This window comes from Pueribacillus sp. YX66, from assembly GCF_041725775.1.
Taxonomy (GTDB): Bacteria; Bacillota; Bacilli; order Bacillales; family UBA6769; genus Pueribacillus.
Genome location: NZ_JBEUEL010000023.1, coordinates 1 through 18,859, shown reverse-complemented (window position 1 = coordinate 18,859; position 18,859 = coordinate 1). Strand labels below are relative to the sequence as shown.

General features: G+C 35.2%; 14 protein-coding genes. 3 read left to right on the top strand and 11 right to left on the bottom strand.

Going from position 1 to position 18,859, the window contains the following annotated elements:
- Window positions 1-9 precede the first annotated feature (9 nt).
- From ABU914_RS10845 to pxpB, 3 genes are read right to left on the bottom strand one after another with little or no spacing between them, the layout of a single operon-like run.
- Complete coding sequence (locus ABU914_RS10845) at window positions 10-969, bottom strand: 5-oxoprolinase subunit C family protein (RefSeq protein WP_379669749.1); 960 nt, start codon at window positions 967-969, stop codon at window positions 10-12.
- The gene (locus ABU914_RS10840; protein ID WP_379669748.1) at window positions 969-1,733 is read right to left on the bottom strand and encodes a LamB/YcsF family protein; all 765 of its coding nucleotides are present in this window, start codon (window positions 1,731-1,733) and stop codon (window positions 969-971) included. Before ABU914_RS10840 ends, ABU914_RS10845 begins: the two co-directional genes overlap by 1 nt.
- Window positions 1,720-2,463, bottom strand: a complete 744-nt coding sequence (pxpB, locus tag ABU914_RS10835) for a 5-oxoprolinase subunit PxpB (protein ID WP_379669747.1) — start codon at window positions 2,461-2,463, stop codon at window positions 1,720-1,722. Before pxpB ends, ABU914_RS10840 begins: the two co-directional genes overlap by 14 nt.
- 603 nt (window positions 2,464-3,066) lie before the next feature.
- Between pxpB and ABU914_RS10830 the strand changes: the two genes are divergently transcribed.
- A complete protein-coding gene (locus tag ABU914_RS10830) occupies window positions 3,067-4,503 on the top strand; it encodes a PAS domain S-box protein (protein ID WP_379669746.1) in 1,437 nt (478 codons plus the stop codon).
- Between the two features lie 4 nt (window positions 4,504-4,507).
- On the opposite strand, the gene ABU914_RS10825 is transcribed toward ABU914_RS10830, so the two are convergent.
- A complete protein-coding gene (locus tag ABU914_RS10825; protein ID WP_379669745.1) occupies window positions 4,508-6,538 on the bottom strand; it encodes a penicillin-binding transpeptidase domain-containing protein in 2,031 nt (676 codons plus the stop codon).
- 442 nt (window positions 6,539-6,980) lie between these two features.
- Window positions 6,981-7,607: a TVP38/TMEM64 family protein gene (locus ABU914_RS10820; protein WP_379669744.1), complete on the bottom strand. Its 627-nt coding sequence runs from the start codon at window positions 7,605-7,607 to the stop codon at window positions 6,981-6,983.
- A 297-nt stretch (window positions 7,608-7,904) separates the two neighbouring features.
- Between ABU914_RS10820 and ABU914_RS10815 the strand changes: the two genes are divergently transcribed.
- Window positions 7,905-8,375, top strand: a complete 471-nt coding sequence (locus ABU914_RS10815) for a protease complex subunit PrcB family protein (protein WP_379669743.1) — start codon at window positions 7,905-7,907, stop codon at window positions 8,373-8,375.
- Between the two features lie 677 nt (window positions 8,376-9,052).
- On the opposite strand, the gene ABU914_RS10810 is transcribed toward ABU914_RS10815, so the two are convergent.
- The 5 genes from ABU914_RS10810 to ABU914_RS10790 form a co-directional block, all read right to left on the bottom strand.
- Window positions 9,053-10,678 (bottom strand): long-chain-fatty-acid--CoA ligase, encoded by a 1,626-nt coding sequence (locus ABU914_RS10810; RefSeq protein WP_379669742.1) that lies wholly within the window; start codon window positions 10,676-10,678, stop codon window positions 9,053-9,055.
- A gap of 27 nt (window positions 10,679-10,705) precedes the next feature.
- A complete protein-coding gene (locus ABU914_RS10805) occupies window positions 10,706-12,010 on the bottom strand; it encodes a TRAP transporter large permease (protein ID WP_379669741.1) in 1,305 nt (434 codons plus the stop codon).
- Window positions 12,011-12,028: 18 nt separating this feature from the next.
- A complete protein-coding gene (locus ABU914_RS10800; protein WP_379669740.1) occupies window positions 12,029-12,520 on the bottom strand; it encodes a TRAP transporter small permease in 492 nt (163 codons plus the stop codon).
- Window positions 12,521-12,589: 69 nt separating this feature from the next.
- Window positions 12,590-13,678: a TRAP transporter substrate-binding protein gene (locus tag ABU914_RS10795; protein ID WP_379669739.1), complete on the bottom strand. Its 1,089-nt coding sequence runs from the start codon at window positions 13,676-13,678 to the stop codon at window positions 12,590-12,592.
- Between the two features lie 410 nt (window positions 13,679-14,088).
- Window positions 14,089-15,300, bottom strand: coding sequence for a saccharopine dehydrogenase family protein (locus ABU914_RS10790; protein WP_379669738.1), 1,212 nt, complete (start codon window positions 15,298-15,300; stop codon window positions 14,089-14,091).
- A 230-nt stretch (window positions 15,301-15,530) separates the two neighbouring features.
- Between ABU914_RS10790 and ABU914_RS10785 the strand changes: the two genes are divergently transcribed.
- Window positions 15,531-17,645 carry an AfsR/SARP family transcriptional regulator gene (locus ABU914_RS10785; RefSeq protein ID WP_379669737.1) on the top strand — a complete coding sequence of 705 codons (2,115 nt, stop codon included), beginning with the start codon at window positions 15,531-15,533 and terminating at the stop codon, window positions 17,643-17,645.
- Between the two features lie 43 nt (window positions 17,646-17,688).
- On the opposite strand, the gene ABU914_RS10780 is transcribed toward ABU914_RS10785, so the two are convergent.
- On the bottom strand, window positions 17,689-18,660 hold the full coding sequence (locus tag ABU914_RS10780) for an aspartate aminotransferase family protein (RefSeq protein WP_379669736.1): 972 nt from the start codon (window positions 18,658-18,660) through the stop codon (window positions 17,689-17,691).
- Window positions 18,661-18,859: the final 199 nt, after the last annotated feature.

Genomic DNA, 18,859 nt, shown 5'->3' with positions numbered 1-18,859 from the left:
TCCCCCGTTTTACTCAGCTTTGTATAATTTTTCTAGTAAATAAAACCACGTTTCCCGTTTTCGAAATTGTGCTTGTGCTTCTTCAACTGTTGTCTGTTTAAACGTAATTTCACTACCAGGTCTTGCTTGGGCAAGTTTTGGAATATCAACCGAGATGACCGTACCAATAATCGGATATCCGCCAGTCGTTTGTCGATCAGCCATTAAAATAATCGGTTGTCCCGATGCCGGAACTTGAATACTTCCAAAAGTCGTAGCTTCGGAGCGAAGATCTTTGTTCTTTTTAAGCTGGATATTCGGACCTTCCAGGCGATATCCCATTCGATCAGACCGAAAAGATACCGTATATGATTCGGTAAGCAACGTTTGAATCGAATCGTTTGTAAAAAAATCAAGATGTGGTCCAAGAATAAGTCGAACCGTCATCTTTTGCGAATAAGTTGGAATGTCCTCACGTTTAAGCATCCTTCGCTTAAAAAATCGAGGTGAAGGCGCCCTTTTTCGAAATAACGTATCCCCTTTTTGTAATGGACGTCCAAAATATCCACCTAATTTTGTTTTCGTTTCCGTCGATTGACTGCCAAAAACAAAAGGGAGCGCAAATTCTCCGGCTACACTGATATACGCTCTTGTTCCCGAAACATTTTTCCCAAACGTTAACAAATCTCCTCTTTTTAAATGCAAACTCGTCCACATCGGAACAGACGAACCGTTTATTTTCGGTGATAAATCCGCTCCACAAATCGATGCAATTACATCATTTTCAACGTAAAGATGTGGTCCAACGAGAGTCACTTCTAACACTGCAGCGTTAAGACCATTTCCGACGATAATATTTGAAATTCTATGGGAAAATGTGTCCATCACACCTGCGACAGGAATACCTAACGATTGATAACCTCGTCTCCCACTGTCTTGAATTGTCGTAAAAAGACCAGCCTTTTTAACTGTAAAAATGGGCACTGACATTAGTCATCACCAATTTTCGTAACTGAAATGTTTTCTTTTTGAAGCTGTTCCTTTAACATTGAAGCAAACGTTGGTGCATGTTCACCATCACCATGAATACAAACAGTGTCCGCTTGTATACTCACTTCTTTCCCAGTAATTGACCGAACTTTCCCGTGTTTAACAATTTGCAAAATTTGATGTGCTGCTTCATTTGCATCGTGGATTAAGGCGTTCGGTTCATTTCGTGGCGTTAAAGTACCATCAGGTTGATACGTCCTGTCCGCGAATACTTCATGGGCAATTTTTAAACCCGTTTCTTTACCCGCTTGACACAGTTCACTACCTGCTAATCCGTAAAGGATGAGATTTGGATCGACAGATTTCACCGCTTTTGCGATCGCAAATGAGACATCACGATTTTTCGCCGCTAGATTATATAATGCACCATGCGGCTTCACATGATTTAATTTTACACCGTGTACTTCAACAATCGTTTTTAATGCACCTAATTGATAGATTGTTAAATTGTAAATTTCATCTAATGATAACTGCATTTCGCGGCGTCCAAATCCAACTAAGTCTTGAAATCCAGGATGTGCACCGATAGCAAGCTTATTTTCAGTCGCTAGCTTCACCGTTTGCGTAATGACATTATGATCCCCGGCATGATACCCGCATGCAATGTTCGCAGATGTAACATGTTTAAACAGCTCTGCATCACTACCGAGCGTATATTGTCCGAAGCTTTCCCCTGCATCACAGTTTAAATCAATTCGCAACATTAGTCTCACCTTTATATACCGTTGTTTTTATACGAAATGTACCGCTTTTTACTTCCTGCTCAATTTCGTTATATTCTTGAAAAGATACAGGATAAAACCGTACATAATTTCCAGCCGATAGTAATATAGTCGGATCGTTACTAGAATCGTATAGTCGTAGCGGCGTTTTCCCGATAATTCGCCACCCTCCTGGTGATTGAAGCGGATAGATACCAGTTTGTTCCCCAGCAATTCCGACAGAACCTGGAGGTACATTTAACCTTGGAGACGATAAACGCGGTGTTGCAATTCGTGCATCCATCCCACCTAAATAAGGAAAGCCGGGTAAAAACCCAAGCATATAAATGTAATACTGTTCTCCTGAATGAATGGAAATAACTTCTTCTGTCGACAACCGATTTATGCGCGCAACATCGTCAAGATCCAAGTTAAAAGGGAATTCATAGCATGTCGGAATATGATAGATAAGCGGGGTATTCGTAACCGACTCGTTCTCTTCGGCAAGTATCTTTTCTAACTTCGTGCACATGTCTGAATACGTTGTTTTGAACGCATCGTAAAAAATTGAAAGTGTTGTATAACTAGGAATAATATCGGTAACCTCGTTTATCTTTCGCGCTTCAATACGTTCTTTCAAATTCATTAATTTTCGATTTAATGCAGGAGACAGTTCATTACCGAACGAAATTCGAATCCCGCAATCACCGAAAGGAGAAAATTTATTTTCCACAAAATTGTTCCTCCTCTATCGATACTACTCACGTGGTAACCATCTGTACTCGAATTTGAACGCGAGAAAATTAAGAATGAAAATCCGTCTGAGCATATGTTAAATCATCTAAATACGTTTACTTAACATGCGGCAACATCTTGTTAAGTCCCGCTATATAATCTATCATACTATGAATAACGAATGTTTTCGATTTGAAAATATTTTAACTAAATAAGGCACTCCCTACAAATTTTCCCGAGACTCAATGATTAGATGAACGACACTAACTAAAGTTTTTGTAACCTTTTTATTAAAGAGCTTCTCCATTATTGATTTGCACCTACACAAACAACCGGTTAATACATTACATAGATGCTTAGAAAAATGTACTGTTAATCCACATCACGATAGGTAGTTAAATAAAAAGGTAAGGATAGAAAAAAACAAGAGTATGATTATATGTTAAAGTTCTCAATAAAGCAGACATATTGTAAATCTATATAAAAACATGTCTTGTTTTGATAAGTATACTAATCGGTATTTAAAATTGTGATCGTATCGATTATACTAACGTGGGACGACTACTAGTTGTTGAAAGAAAGCAAAGGGAGATTTTTTATAATGAATCAAAAATCTGCTTATTTCAATGAACACTTTTTAACGGAACGAATTTTACAACATTCGACTGACATCATCTCTTTACATACTCGGAGCGGTTCCATCGTATATGCTTCTCCATCAACATTCATTTCGCTCGGGTATAAACCAGAAGAGCTTGTTGGAAAAACACCTGCTGATTTCATGCATCCTGACGATATCGACCAGTTAGCCACTCATAACACAGAGTACTATTTTCATAAATACTTAAGTAGTCGAATTCGCAGAAAAGAAGGCGACTATATTTGGATTGAAACGATTATGCAGCCGATGAATGATTTCACTGATGAGGAAGATGATCTCGTTTTATGCATATCACGTGACATTACAGCTAGAAAAGTCGCCGAAACCGAATTAAATGAAAGCACTGAAAAGTATCGTCGGCTCGTTGAGAACTCTCATGATACAATCGGAATTATTACGAAAGAAGGAACGTTCACGTATATGAACGAAACAGGAAAAAAACTTTTTGGTGCAACGAGTACTACTGAAATTATCGGGAAAACAATCTATCAATTTACACCAAAAGAGGATCATGAAAAAATTAGAAATTTTATTATTAACAACGATTTATACGAAGATGCTTCAGATTTTATTGAAACATCTTTAATTCGTCTTGATAACGGCATTCGACTTATCGATATGAAACTTATATCGATGGTACAACACGGTAAAAAAAGGAAGCAATTAATTATTCGCGACATCACAGACCGAAAACTGACAGAAGAAAAGCTTCAACAAGCAGAAAAACTATCTGTCGTCGGACATTTAGCAGCTGGAATTGCTCATGAAATACGCAATCCGCTAACTGCGATTAAAGGCTTTACCCAATTGTTAAAAGAAGAACATAATAACGAATATGCAGATGTAATGATCGCAGAATTAGACCGAATCGACAAAATTGTCGGTGATTTATTAATTTTAGCAAAACCTGAAGTTAAACAATTTAATGTATCAAATCTTAATGAACTCATGAATGATCTATTCTCTCTTTTAAAAACTCAAGCCATTATGAATAACATTGATTTTTCCATTACCTTTTCTAATAAAAACATAATCATTGAGTGTGAACAAGATAAACTGAAACAACTATTTATAAACATTATTAAAAACTCTTTTGAAGCAATTGATAAAAACGGAAAAATTTCAATTACATGTGAAAAAATACCTAAAAAAAATGAAATCCACATTACGTTCCGTGATAACGGAATTGGAATTCCTCCAGAACGATTGCCAAAATTGGGAGAACCCTTTTATAGTACGAAAGAAAGAGGAACAGGGTTAGGATTAATGATTTGTAAAAAAATTGTAAAAGACCACAACGGCTCACTTCATATTTCAAGTAAAGAACATGAAGGAACCGTTGTAGAAGTAACATTGCCTGTCTATCAAAAATCATAATCGATTAATTTGCGGTAAGTTCCGTAAATAACTTCTTTACTTTTGGTACGACGAGCTTACTTCCACCGCGTTCTTCAACATTTTCAATGAGCATTGCAATAAGTAACTCTGGAATGTCACTATCATACGCAATGAAGAATCCATTTTCCTGACCTGTTTCATCTTTACTTTTTTTCAATTCTGAAGTTCCTGTTTTACCAGCTATTTGTTTTCCAGAAATCTTGGCCTCAGACCCTGTTCCATTTGGATCAGCGACAACTTGAATCAATGTGTTGTTAATGAATGAAGCTGTTTCTTTTTTGATTACGTCCTTTTTCCAGACATCTGTTTCGGAACTTTCATCACGTTTCAAAAGGGTTGGTTTCAGTAAATTTCCGTCATTGAGAAACGGTGTATATGCAATCGCAGTATGCAAAATGCTCATTTGCACTTTTCCTTGTCCGTATCCGGAGTCTGCAAGTTGGATATCATTTTCAAAGGATCCTTCTATTATTTTGGAAGTTTTGATCGGATACTCAAATGGCAGCGCCTCATCAAAGCCAAATTGTTTAGCATAGTCAACGAATTGCTTTTTCCCTGTTTTTAATGCTGCTTGCGCGAAATAAATGTTATCTGATAAAACCATGGCTGTCTGAAAATCGACAGATTTCCCCGGATCGGTCACTCGAGTAATGAAGTAATCCCCCCATGAGTCATCTTCTTGCCATTTTAATCCATTGACATCAATCGAGGTATTTTTATCAATTGAACCAGTATCTAACGCAATCGCTCCAGTAATTGGCTTAAAGACTGAGCCGGGTGCATACGTACTAGTAAAACGATTTAATAATGGCTTGGCTGGATCTTCATTTAATGCTTCCCACTGTTCGTTCGAGATTCCGAGGACGAACAAGTTCGGATCATAAGAAGGGCTGTTAACGAGGGCTAACACTTCACCAGTTTGCGGATGTATCGCCGCTGTAGTTCCAGCTTCGCCTTCAAGTTCGTTAAAAGCTAGCTTTTGAATATTGCTATCGATCGTTAACGTCAATGTTTCTCCATGGACTGGCTCTTGGCTCGCAATCTCTTCTTTTTCGATTCCATCCTCGTCCATTATGTAAATACGTCCCCCATCTTTTCCTCTTAACTTATCTTCAAACACTTTTTCAAGACCATTTTTCCCAATTTGATCTCCTGATTGGTAGCCCTTATCCTTCAACTCTTCAAGTTCTTCGGCGTTCACCTCTTGAACATATCCGATTAAATGAGCTGCCGCATCTTTAAGTGGGTAAATACGCGCATCGGTTTCCATGTATGTGACACCTTCAATATCGAGTAAGCTATCAAGTCGATCATCTTCTTTCGAAATCATCGTCATTGGCACAAACGTATCAGGCTTAACCCACGAAGCATTTCGTTTCTCTTCAATTGTTTTCAATGGAAGATTTAAAATCTCTGCCATTTTTTCAAATGCGCTCGTTTCATCTTCAGGAAGTCGTTCAGGAACAATCCCAATGCTTAATGCTTTGCCATTAACTGCTAACCCTTTGCCATTGCGATCGACAATTTCCCCCCGCTTCGCTTGCAACGAATCAACACGAACTTTATCCCCCTCTACCATAGATGGAAAAATCATGGATGGATCCCATTCAATACCCCAACGTTCATCATCATCGATCATTTCTTTTACTAATGAAAAGTTATGTTCAAATGAAAGTTCACCGGCGATTGTTTCCATAACAATTTCATATTCAGCTACTGCTTCTCCATTTTCAGAAGGTTTAATTCCTTCTTCAGGCACGTGTAGTTCTACTTGTAAGTTCATCAGTCGAACACCATCATAAATGACTTCATACCGCTCAATAAATGTCTCTTTGTCGAGCGATTCCTTCGTCTCTTCAGACAGCTGATCATACATCTTTTCAAAATTTAGTTCATTCCATGATTCAACATACAGTGAAGCTGCATCTTCCGGTGTCTGCTCCTTGCTACATGCAAACAACATAAGCATAAGCATAAATAGAAAGCCAAATTGATTCCATTTTCTTATATTCATCGCATTTCCCCCTTTTATTTAACGATATACAAACGGGACAAAATAAAGCCCTTATGAGCATTTTAACCTATATCAAGACTTCTAACAGCAGTGTTTCTCACGAGTAAATTGCGATTTTTTACGAGATGCTTTATAACAGACTGTTACTAACTGATAAAAGTCTTTTTTAATGATTGAAGTCTAGAAGTGGAGTTTATGGATGGAAGTCACACGATAAGTAGATGATATATAGATTCCTAATCTTTCGACTTCAAAATAAAATTGAAATGCTGAAAACATTGCCGAGGATAAAAAATTGAATATAGCTTGAGGTTATGTAAACACATGAAAAGAAACAAGTGACCAGTTTACGCGGATTTACGTTATCATTTGAACGACCGAATGGTGCTAGCGGAACGTAAACCGCGACCCCTTCACTCTAAAAAGCAAATCAATGACTACATTATTCTGCACTTTTCTTCACTTTTTGTTGAACACTTTTATCTTTCAGCTTAATTTCTAAAAACTTACCACCAACCCAAAGTAAAAAAGTCAATGAACAAACGATAATTAGTTCCACTGGACTTTTTAACAACCCGAAGAAATCATGTCCAATGTAAGAAACGATTAAAATCATAACCATCTTCCCCATCGAAACAGCTAAGATAAAACTAATCGGGTTCATCTGTGAAAAACCTGCAACAACGTTTACTAATGCTGAAGGTGTAAACGGAAAACAATAAAGAAGGAACACAGCACCAAAACCTCGTCGTTCAAACCAATTCATTGTTGATTGTAACTTTTCATATTTTACAGCATACTTAATCAAACGATGTCTTGCAAACTTACGAATAATGAAAAAAACAAAAATTGAGCCTAAACTAGCACCGATCCATGAGTAAAGAAAACCGAGCAAAAATCCGTATACAAGCGCATTTCCTGCAACAAAAATGAATAACGGCAAAAAAGGCAATAACGCCTCTAAAAACGGTAATAGAATACCCGGAAGTGGACCAAGTGCACGGTATTGTTCTAAAAAGTCTTTTATATTTTCTTCAGTTAATGCCTGTCTCAATAACTCTAGATCCATACAAGTTCCCCTTTAAAAAGCTCAAAAAGTCTAGAGGCAAATAAAATGTAAACCGTTCAGTGTTTTCAGTTTTTCCACTATAATCGCTTAAATAAATCTTTTGCCTCTCGGTTCTCTTTGAACACACATTTTAGTTGTTAATCATATTGCTGTTTTCTCGTTTAAATCGTGTTTTCACAAGATCAAGAGTTAATATGTAAAAGCAGCTGTTCCTCAAACTATTGTAACATGTTTATCTTGAAAAGCATTTTGAAATCAATTAGGTTAAAGATAGTATAACAAGAAAGGAACATGAAAATGGGTAGATTACTCAAAAAAATTAGTCTAAGTATCCTTGGACTATTTATATTAACAAGTTGTGGAACTGATCCATCAAAAAGTATACAAAGCACAGAAAAGATTGACGACATTCCTTTTGAACGTGTCACTCTTGATGATACACCTGAAGATGTGAAAGCCACGATTGAATATAAAAATCGCGAGAAAGCGACATACGTTCTCCCTAACGATGATGATTATTATATTGTCGTCTCAAGGGGAGAACAACCAACGAGCGGTTATGAAGTTGAAATTTTATTTGTCGAAGATTGGGGCGACTCCATACATGTCATGTATAAATTTAAAGACCCAGCAGATGATGAACTCGTATCACAAGCAACTACGTTCCCTTTTGATATCGTGAGAATAAAACGTACCAACAAACAAATACTGTTCAAGATTGTAGAACATGAAAATGAACGAGACCGCGGACTCGACATTAATTTGTAACATGAACTACATTATTATAAAACAATAAACATCGTACAACGGAACGAAAATTAACGTTGACCTTTATCAAGAACTTACTCAATTACAGGAGCATATTCATAGATTATATGACGGTGCAGAAAAATTAAAATTTATTTATCGTAAAAGACTAAATTCAACATTTAATATACGACAATAAACTAGATCTTTTTTAAATGCAGATAACACGAGAGGAATCTCAGCGTTAAGCACATGCCTTTCCTGAAATTATGACACCTCAATCGTTAAAGCCCATACGAATGAACCCAAGATGGGGTACAACAATACACGCTGGATTCGCTATGCATTTATTGCCCAACCTTCTTGTTACACAAGAAATAAAAAATTCTAGTATGAGGCTATCTTACACCGAAATGGGGTAGTGACGGAAGGGGGTTCATCAAATATTCGTAATTATCTTAAATGGAATTACACGGTTGTGAAACAAATCAAATTTCGTATGTAAGAAACCATTACGTTAAAAAGAACTTCAGGCAGATGACAAAGTCATTTTATCTAGCACAAATTCAGAAGTAATGCCGATTATTCAGATTGATGGAAAATAAATCAGAAAAACTTCTGATAAATGGACGAGAAAGCTTTTGCGGTTGTATCAAAAAAATTAAGAATAAATAAAAGAGGTTGATTTTATCCCTCTTTTATTTATTTCGCTCTTCTTCTATAAGAACTCGTTTTAACAATTTTCCTACTGTATTTCTTGGAAGTGATTTGCGAACTTCAAATTGTTTCGGAACTTTGTAACGTGTTAAATGCTTATAACAATGATTTAATAATTCCTCCTCAGTAATTGTTTTACCTTCTTTTAAAACAACAAACGCTTTTACCTGTTCACCACTATACTTGTGTGGAATTCCGATAACTGCTGCTTCTTTAACAGCTGGATGATCATAAAGAACCCCTTCAACTTCTTGAGGATAAATATTAAACCCTCCTGAAATAATCATTTCTTTTTTTCGACCAACGATATAGAAATAACCATCCCTATCCATTGTTGCGAGATCACCAGTGTAAAGCCATCCGTTATGAAGCACTTCTTTAGTTTCTCGTGGCTTATTCCAGTAGCCCTTCATCACCTGAGGGCCTTTAATAATTAATTCGCCAGTTACACCAACTTCTACTTCATTACCACTATTATCTACAACTTTGCTATCTGTTAATGGTACTGGTATACCAACACTTCCAATTTTACGTGGTGCATTAATTGGACTTCGATGAGAGGTTGGTGACGTTTCTGACATTCCAAATCCTTCCAAAATGGAAACGCCTGAAGTCTTCTCAAAACGATGTAAAATATCAGGAGGTAACGGTGCGGAACCACTAGAACAGACTTTAAAACTGTCTAACCCGTATTTATGCACATGTGGATGATTTACAAATGCATTATACATCGTAGGTACACCAGGAAAAAAAGTTGGACGATACTTTTTAATTAATAAAAGTACTTTGTCTACATCAAATGTAGAAACAACTAATAATGTATGTCCAGAAAAAATAGATAGATTCATACCTGCTGTCATTGCATAAACGTGATACAACGGTGTTGCGAGTAAAGTAGTTTCTTTTCCATCTTCAAGTCGCTCATTATACATCGAATAACTTTGGACGACGTTCGCAAGCAAATTGTAATGCGTAAGCATAGCACCTTTTACTTTTCCCGTCGTGCCTCCGGTATATTGAATAACAGCGATATCTTCGGTAATATTAATCTCTTCATAATTTTCAAGTAAAGAAAAATCGTGAATTAGTTTATCAATTGAATAAGTCGGACTTGATAATGAAGCGTTATTTTGCCTAACACTATCATTGTTTGACAAAAAAACGAATTGAAACTGAACCTCCTTTTCAACTTCTCTTAATAAATAACAATTTGTTGCTGATGCCACAATAAACTGGATTCCAGCATCATTAATAATTTCTAGTAATTCCCTTGGTGTATATTTTGGATTTACCTGAACAACCGTTGCTCCAAGCATCTGTGCAGCGTAATAACAAATAATATAATCAGGGTGGTTACCGAGCATTAAGCCTATCCGCTCGCTTTTCTTGATACCCAATTGCTTCCAAGCATTTGCTAAACGATCTATTTTATCTTTTAAAGTTTGGTATGTAACTGTTTCTCCTTCATAGATAATCGCTGTTGAATTTGGATATTTTTGAACTGTTTCTTCCAACATTTGATATAATGACAAGTTTGGGATTTTAAATACACTTTTATTTTTTTCTGTATAAAATTTGTGCCAAGGTCGATTGATACCTTCATTCATTTCAGAACACGCTCCATACAATATTTTTTAATACATATTACTTGGTAAATAAAGTGCCAGTTGAGGGAATAGATATAGAATCACAATCAAAACGATGATTGGAATAATAAAAATAAACGAACCTTTAAAAATTTCATCTAAAGATAATTCTGGGGCAGCCCCTCTAAGTACAAAAACATTCATCCCTATAGGAGGAGTCATCATAGCTAATTCAATAACAAGAACGATAATTACCCCAAACCAAATGAGATCCATTCCCATCACTGACATGAGTGGTAAAATGATTGGAATTGTAACTACAACCATCGCAAGTGCATCCATGATTGCACCAAGGAACAAATACATTAAAATAATTACAGCAAAAAGCGCATAGTGTGGTAATGATAAACCGTTAAGAAAATCTGCTAAAAGCAACGGGATTTTAGTTATTGTAAAGAAATAGTTTAATAGAAACGCCATAATAATAATCGCAAATAAAAAACCTGTTGTCCTTAATGTGCTTGACATCGCCCCAATAAACGTTTTAAACGTTAATTTTCTTCTTATTAGCGTAATTATAAAAGTAGCAAAAGCCCCAATCCCAGCCGCTTCAGTTGGGTTGAAAATTCCTAAATACATACCGCCAATAACGATGAAAAACAGTACAATTACCCAAATTGTTGATTTTAATGAATTAAAGCGTTCCGTCCAGGTAACTTTTTCAGTTACTGCAGGAGCATAGTTTGGTTTAATTAAAGCAATTATATAAATTGTTAAAAAGTAAAGTAACATTAAGATTATTCCTGGAATAATTCCTGCAATTAACAATTGACCAATCGATTGTTCTGTCATCATTCCATAAATGATAAAAAGAGTACTTGGAGGAATTAACGGCCCTAAAGTACCTCCTGCAACAATTGAACCTCCGATGAGTGATTTATTGTATCCGAAGCGCAGCATTTCTTTTGAAGCGATGACACCCATTGTGGCGGTATTCGCTAAACTTGATCCTGATGCCGCAGCAAATAAAGCTGAAGATCCTACTGTCGCCATACCCAGCCCACCTCTTAACCGACTGAGCCAAGTTCGAAACGTAGCAAATAACTCAGTACTGATGCCACTGACGTATAGCAACTCTCCCATTAGCACAAACATCGGTATTGTACTTAACGTGTAACTAAAACTATGATCCCAAACAATTGTTTCTACTGCCGTTTTTAGCGTTTCCCAATCTTTTAGATATAAAATTCCAAGAAATGCAGGAATCGCCATTGATATCGCAATAGGTATTCTTAAAAACATTAAAATAAACATTAAAATTAAACCACATAGACCAACTAGTTCATACGGCATCTTATTGTACCTCTCTTTCTACTCATAATTTGGTGAAAATAATTCAACAAAAGAGTTAATCATTTTTAACAGGGCTTGTAATCCCCACATTGTAAATCCAAGAATAATAACAAAGTCAAACGGGTAGTATGGAATTTCCAGTAGACTCGTGCTGAGTTGCATTTCATTTTTATGATTTAAAAACACACTTATAAAAATAAAACTGATAACAAATGTTACGATAACATTTAATAGACTTGCTATAACATCAAGGATTTTCTGTCCTTTGTATGGCATTTTATCGACTATGATCCCGATAGAAATATGACCATCGACACGTTGGGTGTAAGCAAGTCCACACATGATAAGTACAACCATTCCTAATTGAACAATTTCTACATCACCTAATATTGGTTCGTAAATCAGCCTACTGATTACAGCAAATGCGACAAAAAACATCATAAAAGCCATTACAGTCAATGCGATTCCTTTTGTTACATTCGTCAAAAAGTTAATTGTCTTAATAATCATGTTAAATACCTCAATTCTATTAAAAGTAGAAGCTTCTAACCCCAACAAGGATTAGAAGCTCTTATACAACTAAAATGGAGTTGGTAATCCCTCTTCTTCCATCATTTTAAATAATTCGTCAACCATTTCTTGACCAGGATAACCTTTTTTATTTGCATCTTCTATCCATTCGTCCCAAGATACTTTACCTGCTTGTTTAAAACGTTGTAATTCCTTATCTGGTATCGTAATAATCTCCCCACGGCTAGCTAATTCTTTTTCCAATTGCTCGTAAGATTTTTCGAGCTCTGTTTCATAACTTTTCGTGAACAGTTCAGACAATGCTGGATTTAGTTCCTCGTCAAACAACTTTTTCAAATCATCTGGTAGCTTTTCGTAAAAATCTTTATTCATGACAGGGATCATTGGCGTTACTGAAACATTAAGCTTCGTAATGTATGGTGCTGGTTCGAAAAATTTCATCCCAACTGATCCGATCGGTGTGTAAAAAGTCGTATCAACTTGTTTCTTTTGGAGACCTTCATAAGTATCGTCAGTCGTTAATGTTACTGGTACACCGCCGAGAGATTTAGCAAGTTCAGTTTCACTTTTACCACTTGCACGTATTTTCATGTTTTTCATATCTTCAACTGCTTTTACTGGCTTAGTTGAGAATAAATCATATGCGTCAGTTGCAGTCGGATCCATAACAATAATATCTTTTAAATCATCGTTCGCATATTTTTCGCCAAATTCCTTCATAATTTTTGACGCTGCTTCCGAGCTCTCAAAAGCAAATGGCAAGTTTCCGATTGTATATGGAAAGAAGTTTGTATCATAGAAGTAGTTTGTAACTAATAAACTAACTTCGTACAATCCACCTTTTACATCTTGGTAAACAGAAGAAGATTTACCAAGAGAAGCACCGTGATAAATATTTACCTTTACTCTTCCGTCCGTTTTTTCTTCTACAAGTTCTTTCCAAGGCTCATAAACGTTATACGCATAATGGTGTGTCGATGTGGCCCAGTTATTTATATTAATTTCGTAAAATTCATCTGAATCTTTTTTCCCCTCACTACTCGAAGCGCTTTCATTCTTGTCATTACTTCCACATGCAATGAGTAAAATACTTAACAAAAACATCATTAATCCTAAGCTTCTTCTCTTCGAAAACATTATTATCCCCCTTATTAAATCATTTCGAATACGCTTTCATTTATTTAGCAATAAGATAAATATAGTCTTCTAACTCTTCACCTCCTTAGCGTAACACTTAAATATTTTCCTAAAACATGATTTGCCGTTTTAAGATTTTGTAAATAACCCAGAAAAACAAAAAAAGCCAGTAAATGACATACGTAGAGAGAATCTAATCTCTATTAGTATGCCATCCACTAGCTTACAGTTGAGAAACAATTCGGGTGATGAATTGTTGTCAATCTTAGGTAGTGTTTAAAAATATTTTTAAATTATGAGTAAATTGTAACCGAATAGTTTATATATGTCAACGAGTTTTTTAATATGACTTTTAAAAAGTAATTAATTTTTACATCATTAACTATTTTCGATAATATGTCCGTACACCATTAAATCTCGTCAAACAACTCTGTATCAAAAAGTTGGGCAGAAAATGTTTGATTTCCTAATTTTTGTTTTAGTTGAAAAGTTCTTGCATCTGAAAAAAATTCAGTATCTTTTAACGGTAAAAGTATTTTTTTCGGATTAATAGATTCAGGTGGAATCACACCTTTTTCAGTTATCTCACCTTTTAACATTAAATAGGCAGCCACAGCTGTTGGTAAAGATGTGCTGTTTGCCATTGTATAGTGCCCAGCCTTTGTAAACGTATAGCTAGCCCGCTCCCCATTTTTTACGCCTATTACTTCGATACGTGATGCTCCTAATGGCTTTTTTCCAACCGAAAAATAACTTGGATTTTTTTCTTGCTTATGTTGAAAATAGGCTAGTAGAAATTCTAGTGGAGAAACTTTTTCATTTCTAAAAAAAATCGATTCTTCACTTGTCAAACCAAAGTCAACTAAAGTTTTGTAAAGAGAGTTTAAATAATCAGGTAGTAAGCCCCCATAATTTGTAACAGTTTTAACCCCTCGTATAGATTGTGACAATGTAACAGGTTCTGGATGTCCAACCGGATATAAAGTAACTTCACCAACTAGTTCGCCAAAATCAATCGTCCTTGATGATTCTTTTCGAAATGCTGGTATATATTGAAGTTCTCCATCTTTAAAAATTGGCACCTTACCATCAATGATGTGAAACATATGGATCATTGCCCCAAAACCACCAAGTTCTGATTTTCCTACTAACCAATATGTATTTATTTCCTCTACATGATCCAATTCATCTGATGCAAGACGCGCTAAAACATTCGTAATTCCAGGAGAAGCCCCCATGCCGATGAGTGCTGTCACTCCCTTTTCTATTGCTCGTTCATTCAATGCTAATGCTTCTAATGTTGTATCATGATCGTCACATATATCAATATAATGGATACCTGCATCAATGACAGTTTCTAATATTTTTGTTCCAAATTTGAAATACGGACCAATAAAATTTAGGACTAAATCTGCTCCTTTAATCGTATTGGCTAACTGTTCTCTCTTGTTCACATCCACAGCTTGAGGCTGAACTTTAGAACCTAATCTGTTCGCTATTTTCTCTACTTTTGAGAAGTGAAGATCAGCTAAAACAATATTATTAATTTCTTCTTTTTCTACTAAATACTTTACAGCAGGTTGAGCCATATGTGCTGCCCCACCTAAAACTACGATGTTCATAAATATCATTCCTTTCATAATAAATATATCGATTCAAAATCAACGAATGTAACTTTGAATAGATTCATTTTTATATTAAAACTGGAAGGTAACTGAATTCTAACAATTTTTCAATGTATATTATTTTTTAATAAAATTTAATTGAATAGTTTTAAAAATTTAGGTATTATGATTTTAATCAATAGCGGTTAAAGCATCGTTCGCCGCTCTTTGGACAGGGGATGGTGAGATTGTTAAAATTAATAAATCAAAACTTGTCTCATTTTAACGATATATTTCATTCACAAAGTGAACAAATACAATCTTTTTTAGTTCACTCTTCTATATTGACAGAACTGCATCCGTCAGCAATAAATAAATATTTAAAAATAAATGATTCTGAAGAAATACTAGAAACACTTTTTGCAGACGGTCAAATCGTGTATAAAGACAAAGAACACTTTTATCATTATCCGCAACCGCTACGAGAGTTTTTATATAGCAAATTAACAAAGAAAATGAAATATGCTAAAAACATTAATAAAGAACATATAAAACTCGCTCATATTTATGAAGAAATGTCTTTATATCTTCCCGCATTTGTCCACTATGTTGCAGGAAAAGATTACTTTCAAGCGACCCGTATGATTCGGATTACTGAGAGCCGTTACAATCCGTCTGATTTTTTAACTTTGCTTACTCGTTGTTTAGAATCAGGAAATGCTAATTTGTTTTCACATGATTTTGATGTTTTTCTTATTCGTTGCATCCCACTATCAATCTTAGAACAACTCATCCCAACGATGAGAAATGACATTAATAAATATAAAAAAAACAACCAACTTTCTTTGGTGGCTCATTCACAATATCGGTTAGCGACCATTTTTATTTATAAAGGCGACATTCACGAAGCAAAACAAATTTATCGAGATTCCTTGGAAGTGAGTATGCAAATTAATCTTCATGACAAAATGATTTTAAATCATCTAGGAATAGCTGAAACATTAATTTTTTCAGGCAACTACGATGAAGCGATTTATTATGTAAAAAAAGCCTTATTTTACTCCGAAAAATTTCAATATCATTATTATCAAACCTATTCTCTTTGGTTGTTATCAGCTATTTACCTTGAAAAAAATAACTTTAAAGAAGCTGAGCCTTTTTTAAAACAAGCGATTGAATTAAGACAACAATCTGACGAAGATGATACTGGAAAAACTTTTTCCTATTGTAGCATGAGTAAATATTTACGTTATAAACAAGACTATGTCCAATCGATTAAATGGGCTGAAAAAGCACTACGTCATGCGTTACATTATGGAAATGATCTTGATGTCGGAGAAGCTTATGTTGAGTTAAGTAAAAATTATATGAGACTGGAGCAATGGGAACAAGCGGAAAGTTACTTAAACAACGCATACTCCGTTTACAAACATTTCTCCTACTATCGCTGTGTCGTTTTATATTTGCAACTAAAAATAAGCTTGAATAAAAAGGATAGCGTAAAAGCTGAGAAATTACGAAAGCGTTTGCTTAAAATCAGTCAAGAAAACAATTATCGTATCTTCATTGAAAAACTGCACGACAAGAAGCCTAAACTAGTCGTCAACCAAGAAAATACCGTGTCATTAAGGATAGAAACCCTCGGGCAATTTAAAATATTGTTAAACGATAAGCCTGTTAATTTAACCCGGTCATCAAGTTTACAGTTATTACAAATTTTGATTACGTGTCGAAATCAAAATTTAAATAAAGACTTTTTGCTAGATTTACTTTTTCCAAATCATTCTTTAGATTCGATCAATAAAAACTTTTATGTTGCGTTGTCCACATTGCGAAAAGCTTTAGAACCCAATATAAAATCTGGTCGGTTATCAACGTACATTACGCAATCAAAAAACCATTATCGGTTTAACAGTACTTTATTATATTTAGACGTTGATAAATTTACGCACTTCATTCACGATAAAACAGATTCTTTAGCAACCCGAACGAAGAATTTGTTAAAAGCTGAATCCTTATACAAAGGAGATTATTTTGAAGAATATCCGTATGCAGATTTCCTAGAAGTTGAACGCAAAAAATTACGTGCACAATATTTAGATGTATTAAAACAAGTAGCGCATTTATACTGGAATCCTAACAATTATAAACTCGGAATTGAGTATTTTGAAAAACTATTGGCAGTAGATCCTTATCAAGATGTCGTTTATTTGGATTATATTGAACGACTTTTAAAATCAAATTTATTTTTACAAGCTAAAAGCGTTGCCGAAAGATATACAAAATATATTGAAAAAGAATTAGGATTTTCCGTCCAAAATCAACTTCAACAACTTTTTAAACAGTACTCTTTTGCATTATGAATGTAAAATAAGCCGTAGCTATAGCAAACGGCTTATTTTATGATCATTCGATAAACATTGAATATTTTTTAAACACTCTGTCAAACATAGCAAGTACAAATTCAAATTCATCAGTAGTTATTGCTGTCGATAAACTCATCATCCCTCTTTTAGGAAAAAATACTCCTTCATTTAGCATCGCTAATTGAATGGCTTGCAAAACAGTTTGATTTCCACGTCTTACATCATCGACTGTTTTTATCGGAGTATCAATCGCATGTAAATTTAAAAGCGAGCCGATATGTGTTACTGTTAGAGGCAGGTTATATTCATAAATTAAATCTTTTAAATCTTCAGCAAACTGATTGCCTTTTTCATTTAAGTGTATAATTGTTTCTCCTTGATATTTTTTCAACATTGCGATGCCAGCTGCCGCAGCAATTGGAGTGCCTGCAAATGTTCCTGAATGGTGAACAGCATTTGGCTTCGAAGGGTTAAACACACTCATAATATCAGCTCTTCCCCCAAATGCACCGACGGCCATTCCACCACCAACAACCTTTCCGAGCGTTGTGATATCTGGTTCCAATCCGTAAATTTCTTGAGCCCCTGCATTTGCCAATCGAAAACTAATCACTTCATCAAGTATAAATACAATCCCATATTGTCGACACTTTTCTTGTAATTGATTTAGAAATCCATTTTCAGGTGGAATAATTCCTGCAGCCCCCATTACACCTTCAACAATTACAGCCGCAAGCTGATCTTTATATTGGTCAATGATTTGAAATGTACGTTCATCATTAAAATAACCGATGACAACTTCTTTATCGATATGTGGAGATAACCCCTTCCTTACAGGAGAAACGAATGAATCGTATTCTGCAATGTCACCAGAACCATGATATGAGCCATCCATTTTCATAATTAAATTTCGACCAGTAAAAACACGCGCGCCTCTTAATGCAGTTTGTATCGCTTCTGTTCCAGACGTCGAAAAGCGAACGATATCAATACTAGGAATCCTGTCAATCACGAGATTTGTCCAGTATGTGTCAAGTTATTCTCGGTTGTTCTTTTACACCAATATTTTCAGCACTCTATTTTGTACGCTTTTTAGGCTACCGCGCTATCGCTTGGTTTCCGTGTTATTTCGTCACGTTCTAAAAAGCAAGAACCTAACGAAATAACACGGGGAAAATGGGATTAGCTAATTGATTTAAATAATCTTCCTA

Coding starts and splice junctions, on each gene's coding strand:
- ABU914_RS10845 (WP_379669749.1), bottom strand. CDS start 969: ATGTCAGTGCCCATTTTTACAGTTAAAAAGGCTGGTCTTTTTACGACA.
- ABU914_RS10840 (WP_379669748.1), bottom strand. CDS start 1,733: ATGTTGCGAATTGATTTAAACTGTGATGCAGGGGAAAGCTTCGGACAA.
- ABU914_RS10830 (WP_379669746.1), top strand. CDS start 3,067: ATGAATCAAAAATCTGCTTATTTCAATGAACACTTTTTAACGGAACGA.
- ABU914_RS10825 (WP_379669745.1), bottom strand. CDS start 6,538: ATGAATATAAGAAAATGGAATCAATTTGGCTTTCTATTTATGCTTATG.
- ABU914_RS10820 (WP_379669744.1), bottom strand. CDS start 7,607: ATGGATCTAGAGTTATTGAGACAGGCATTAACTGAAGAAAATATAAAA.
- ABU914_RS10815 (WP_379669743.1), top strand. CDS start 7,905: ATGGGTAGATTACTCAAAAAAATTAGTCTAAGTATCCTTGGACTATTT.
- ABU914_RS10810 (WP_379669742.1), bottom strand. CDS start 10,678: ATGAATGAAGGTATCAATCGACCTTGGCACAAATTTTATACAGAAAAA.
- ABU914_RS10805 (WP_379669741.1), bottom strand. CDS start 12,010: ATGCCGTATGAACTAGTTGGTCTATGTGGTTTAATTTTAATGTTTATT.
- ABU914_RS10800 (WP_379669740.1), bottom strand. CDS start 12,520: ATGATTATTAAGACAATTAACTTTTTGACGAATGTAACAAAAGGAATC.
- ABU914_RS10795 (WP_379669739.1), bottom strand. CDS start 13,678: ATGTTTTCGAAGAGAAGAAGCTTAGGATTAATGATGTTTTTGTTAAGT.
- ABU914_RS10790 (WP_379669738.1), bottom strand. CDS start 15,300: ATGAACATCGTAGTTTTAGGTGGGGCAGCACATATGGCTCAACCTGCT.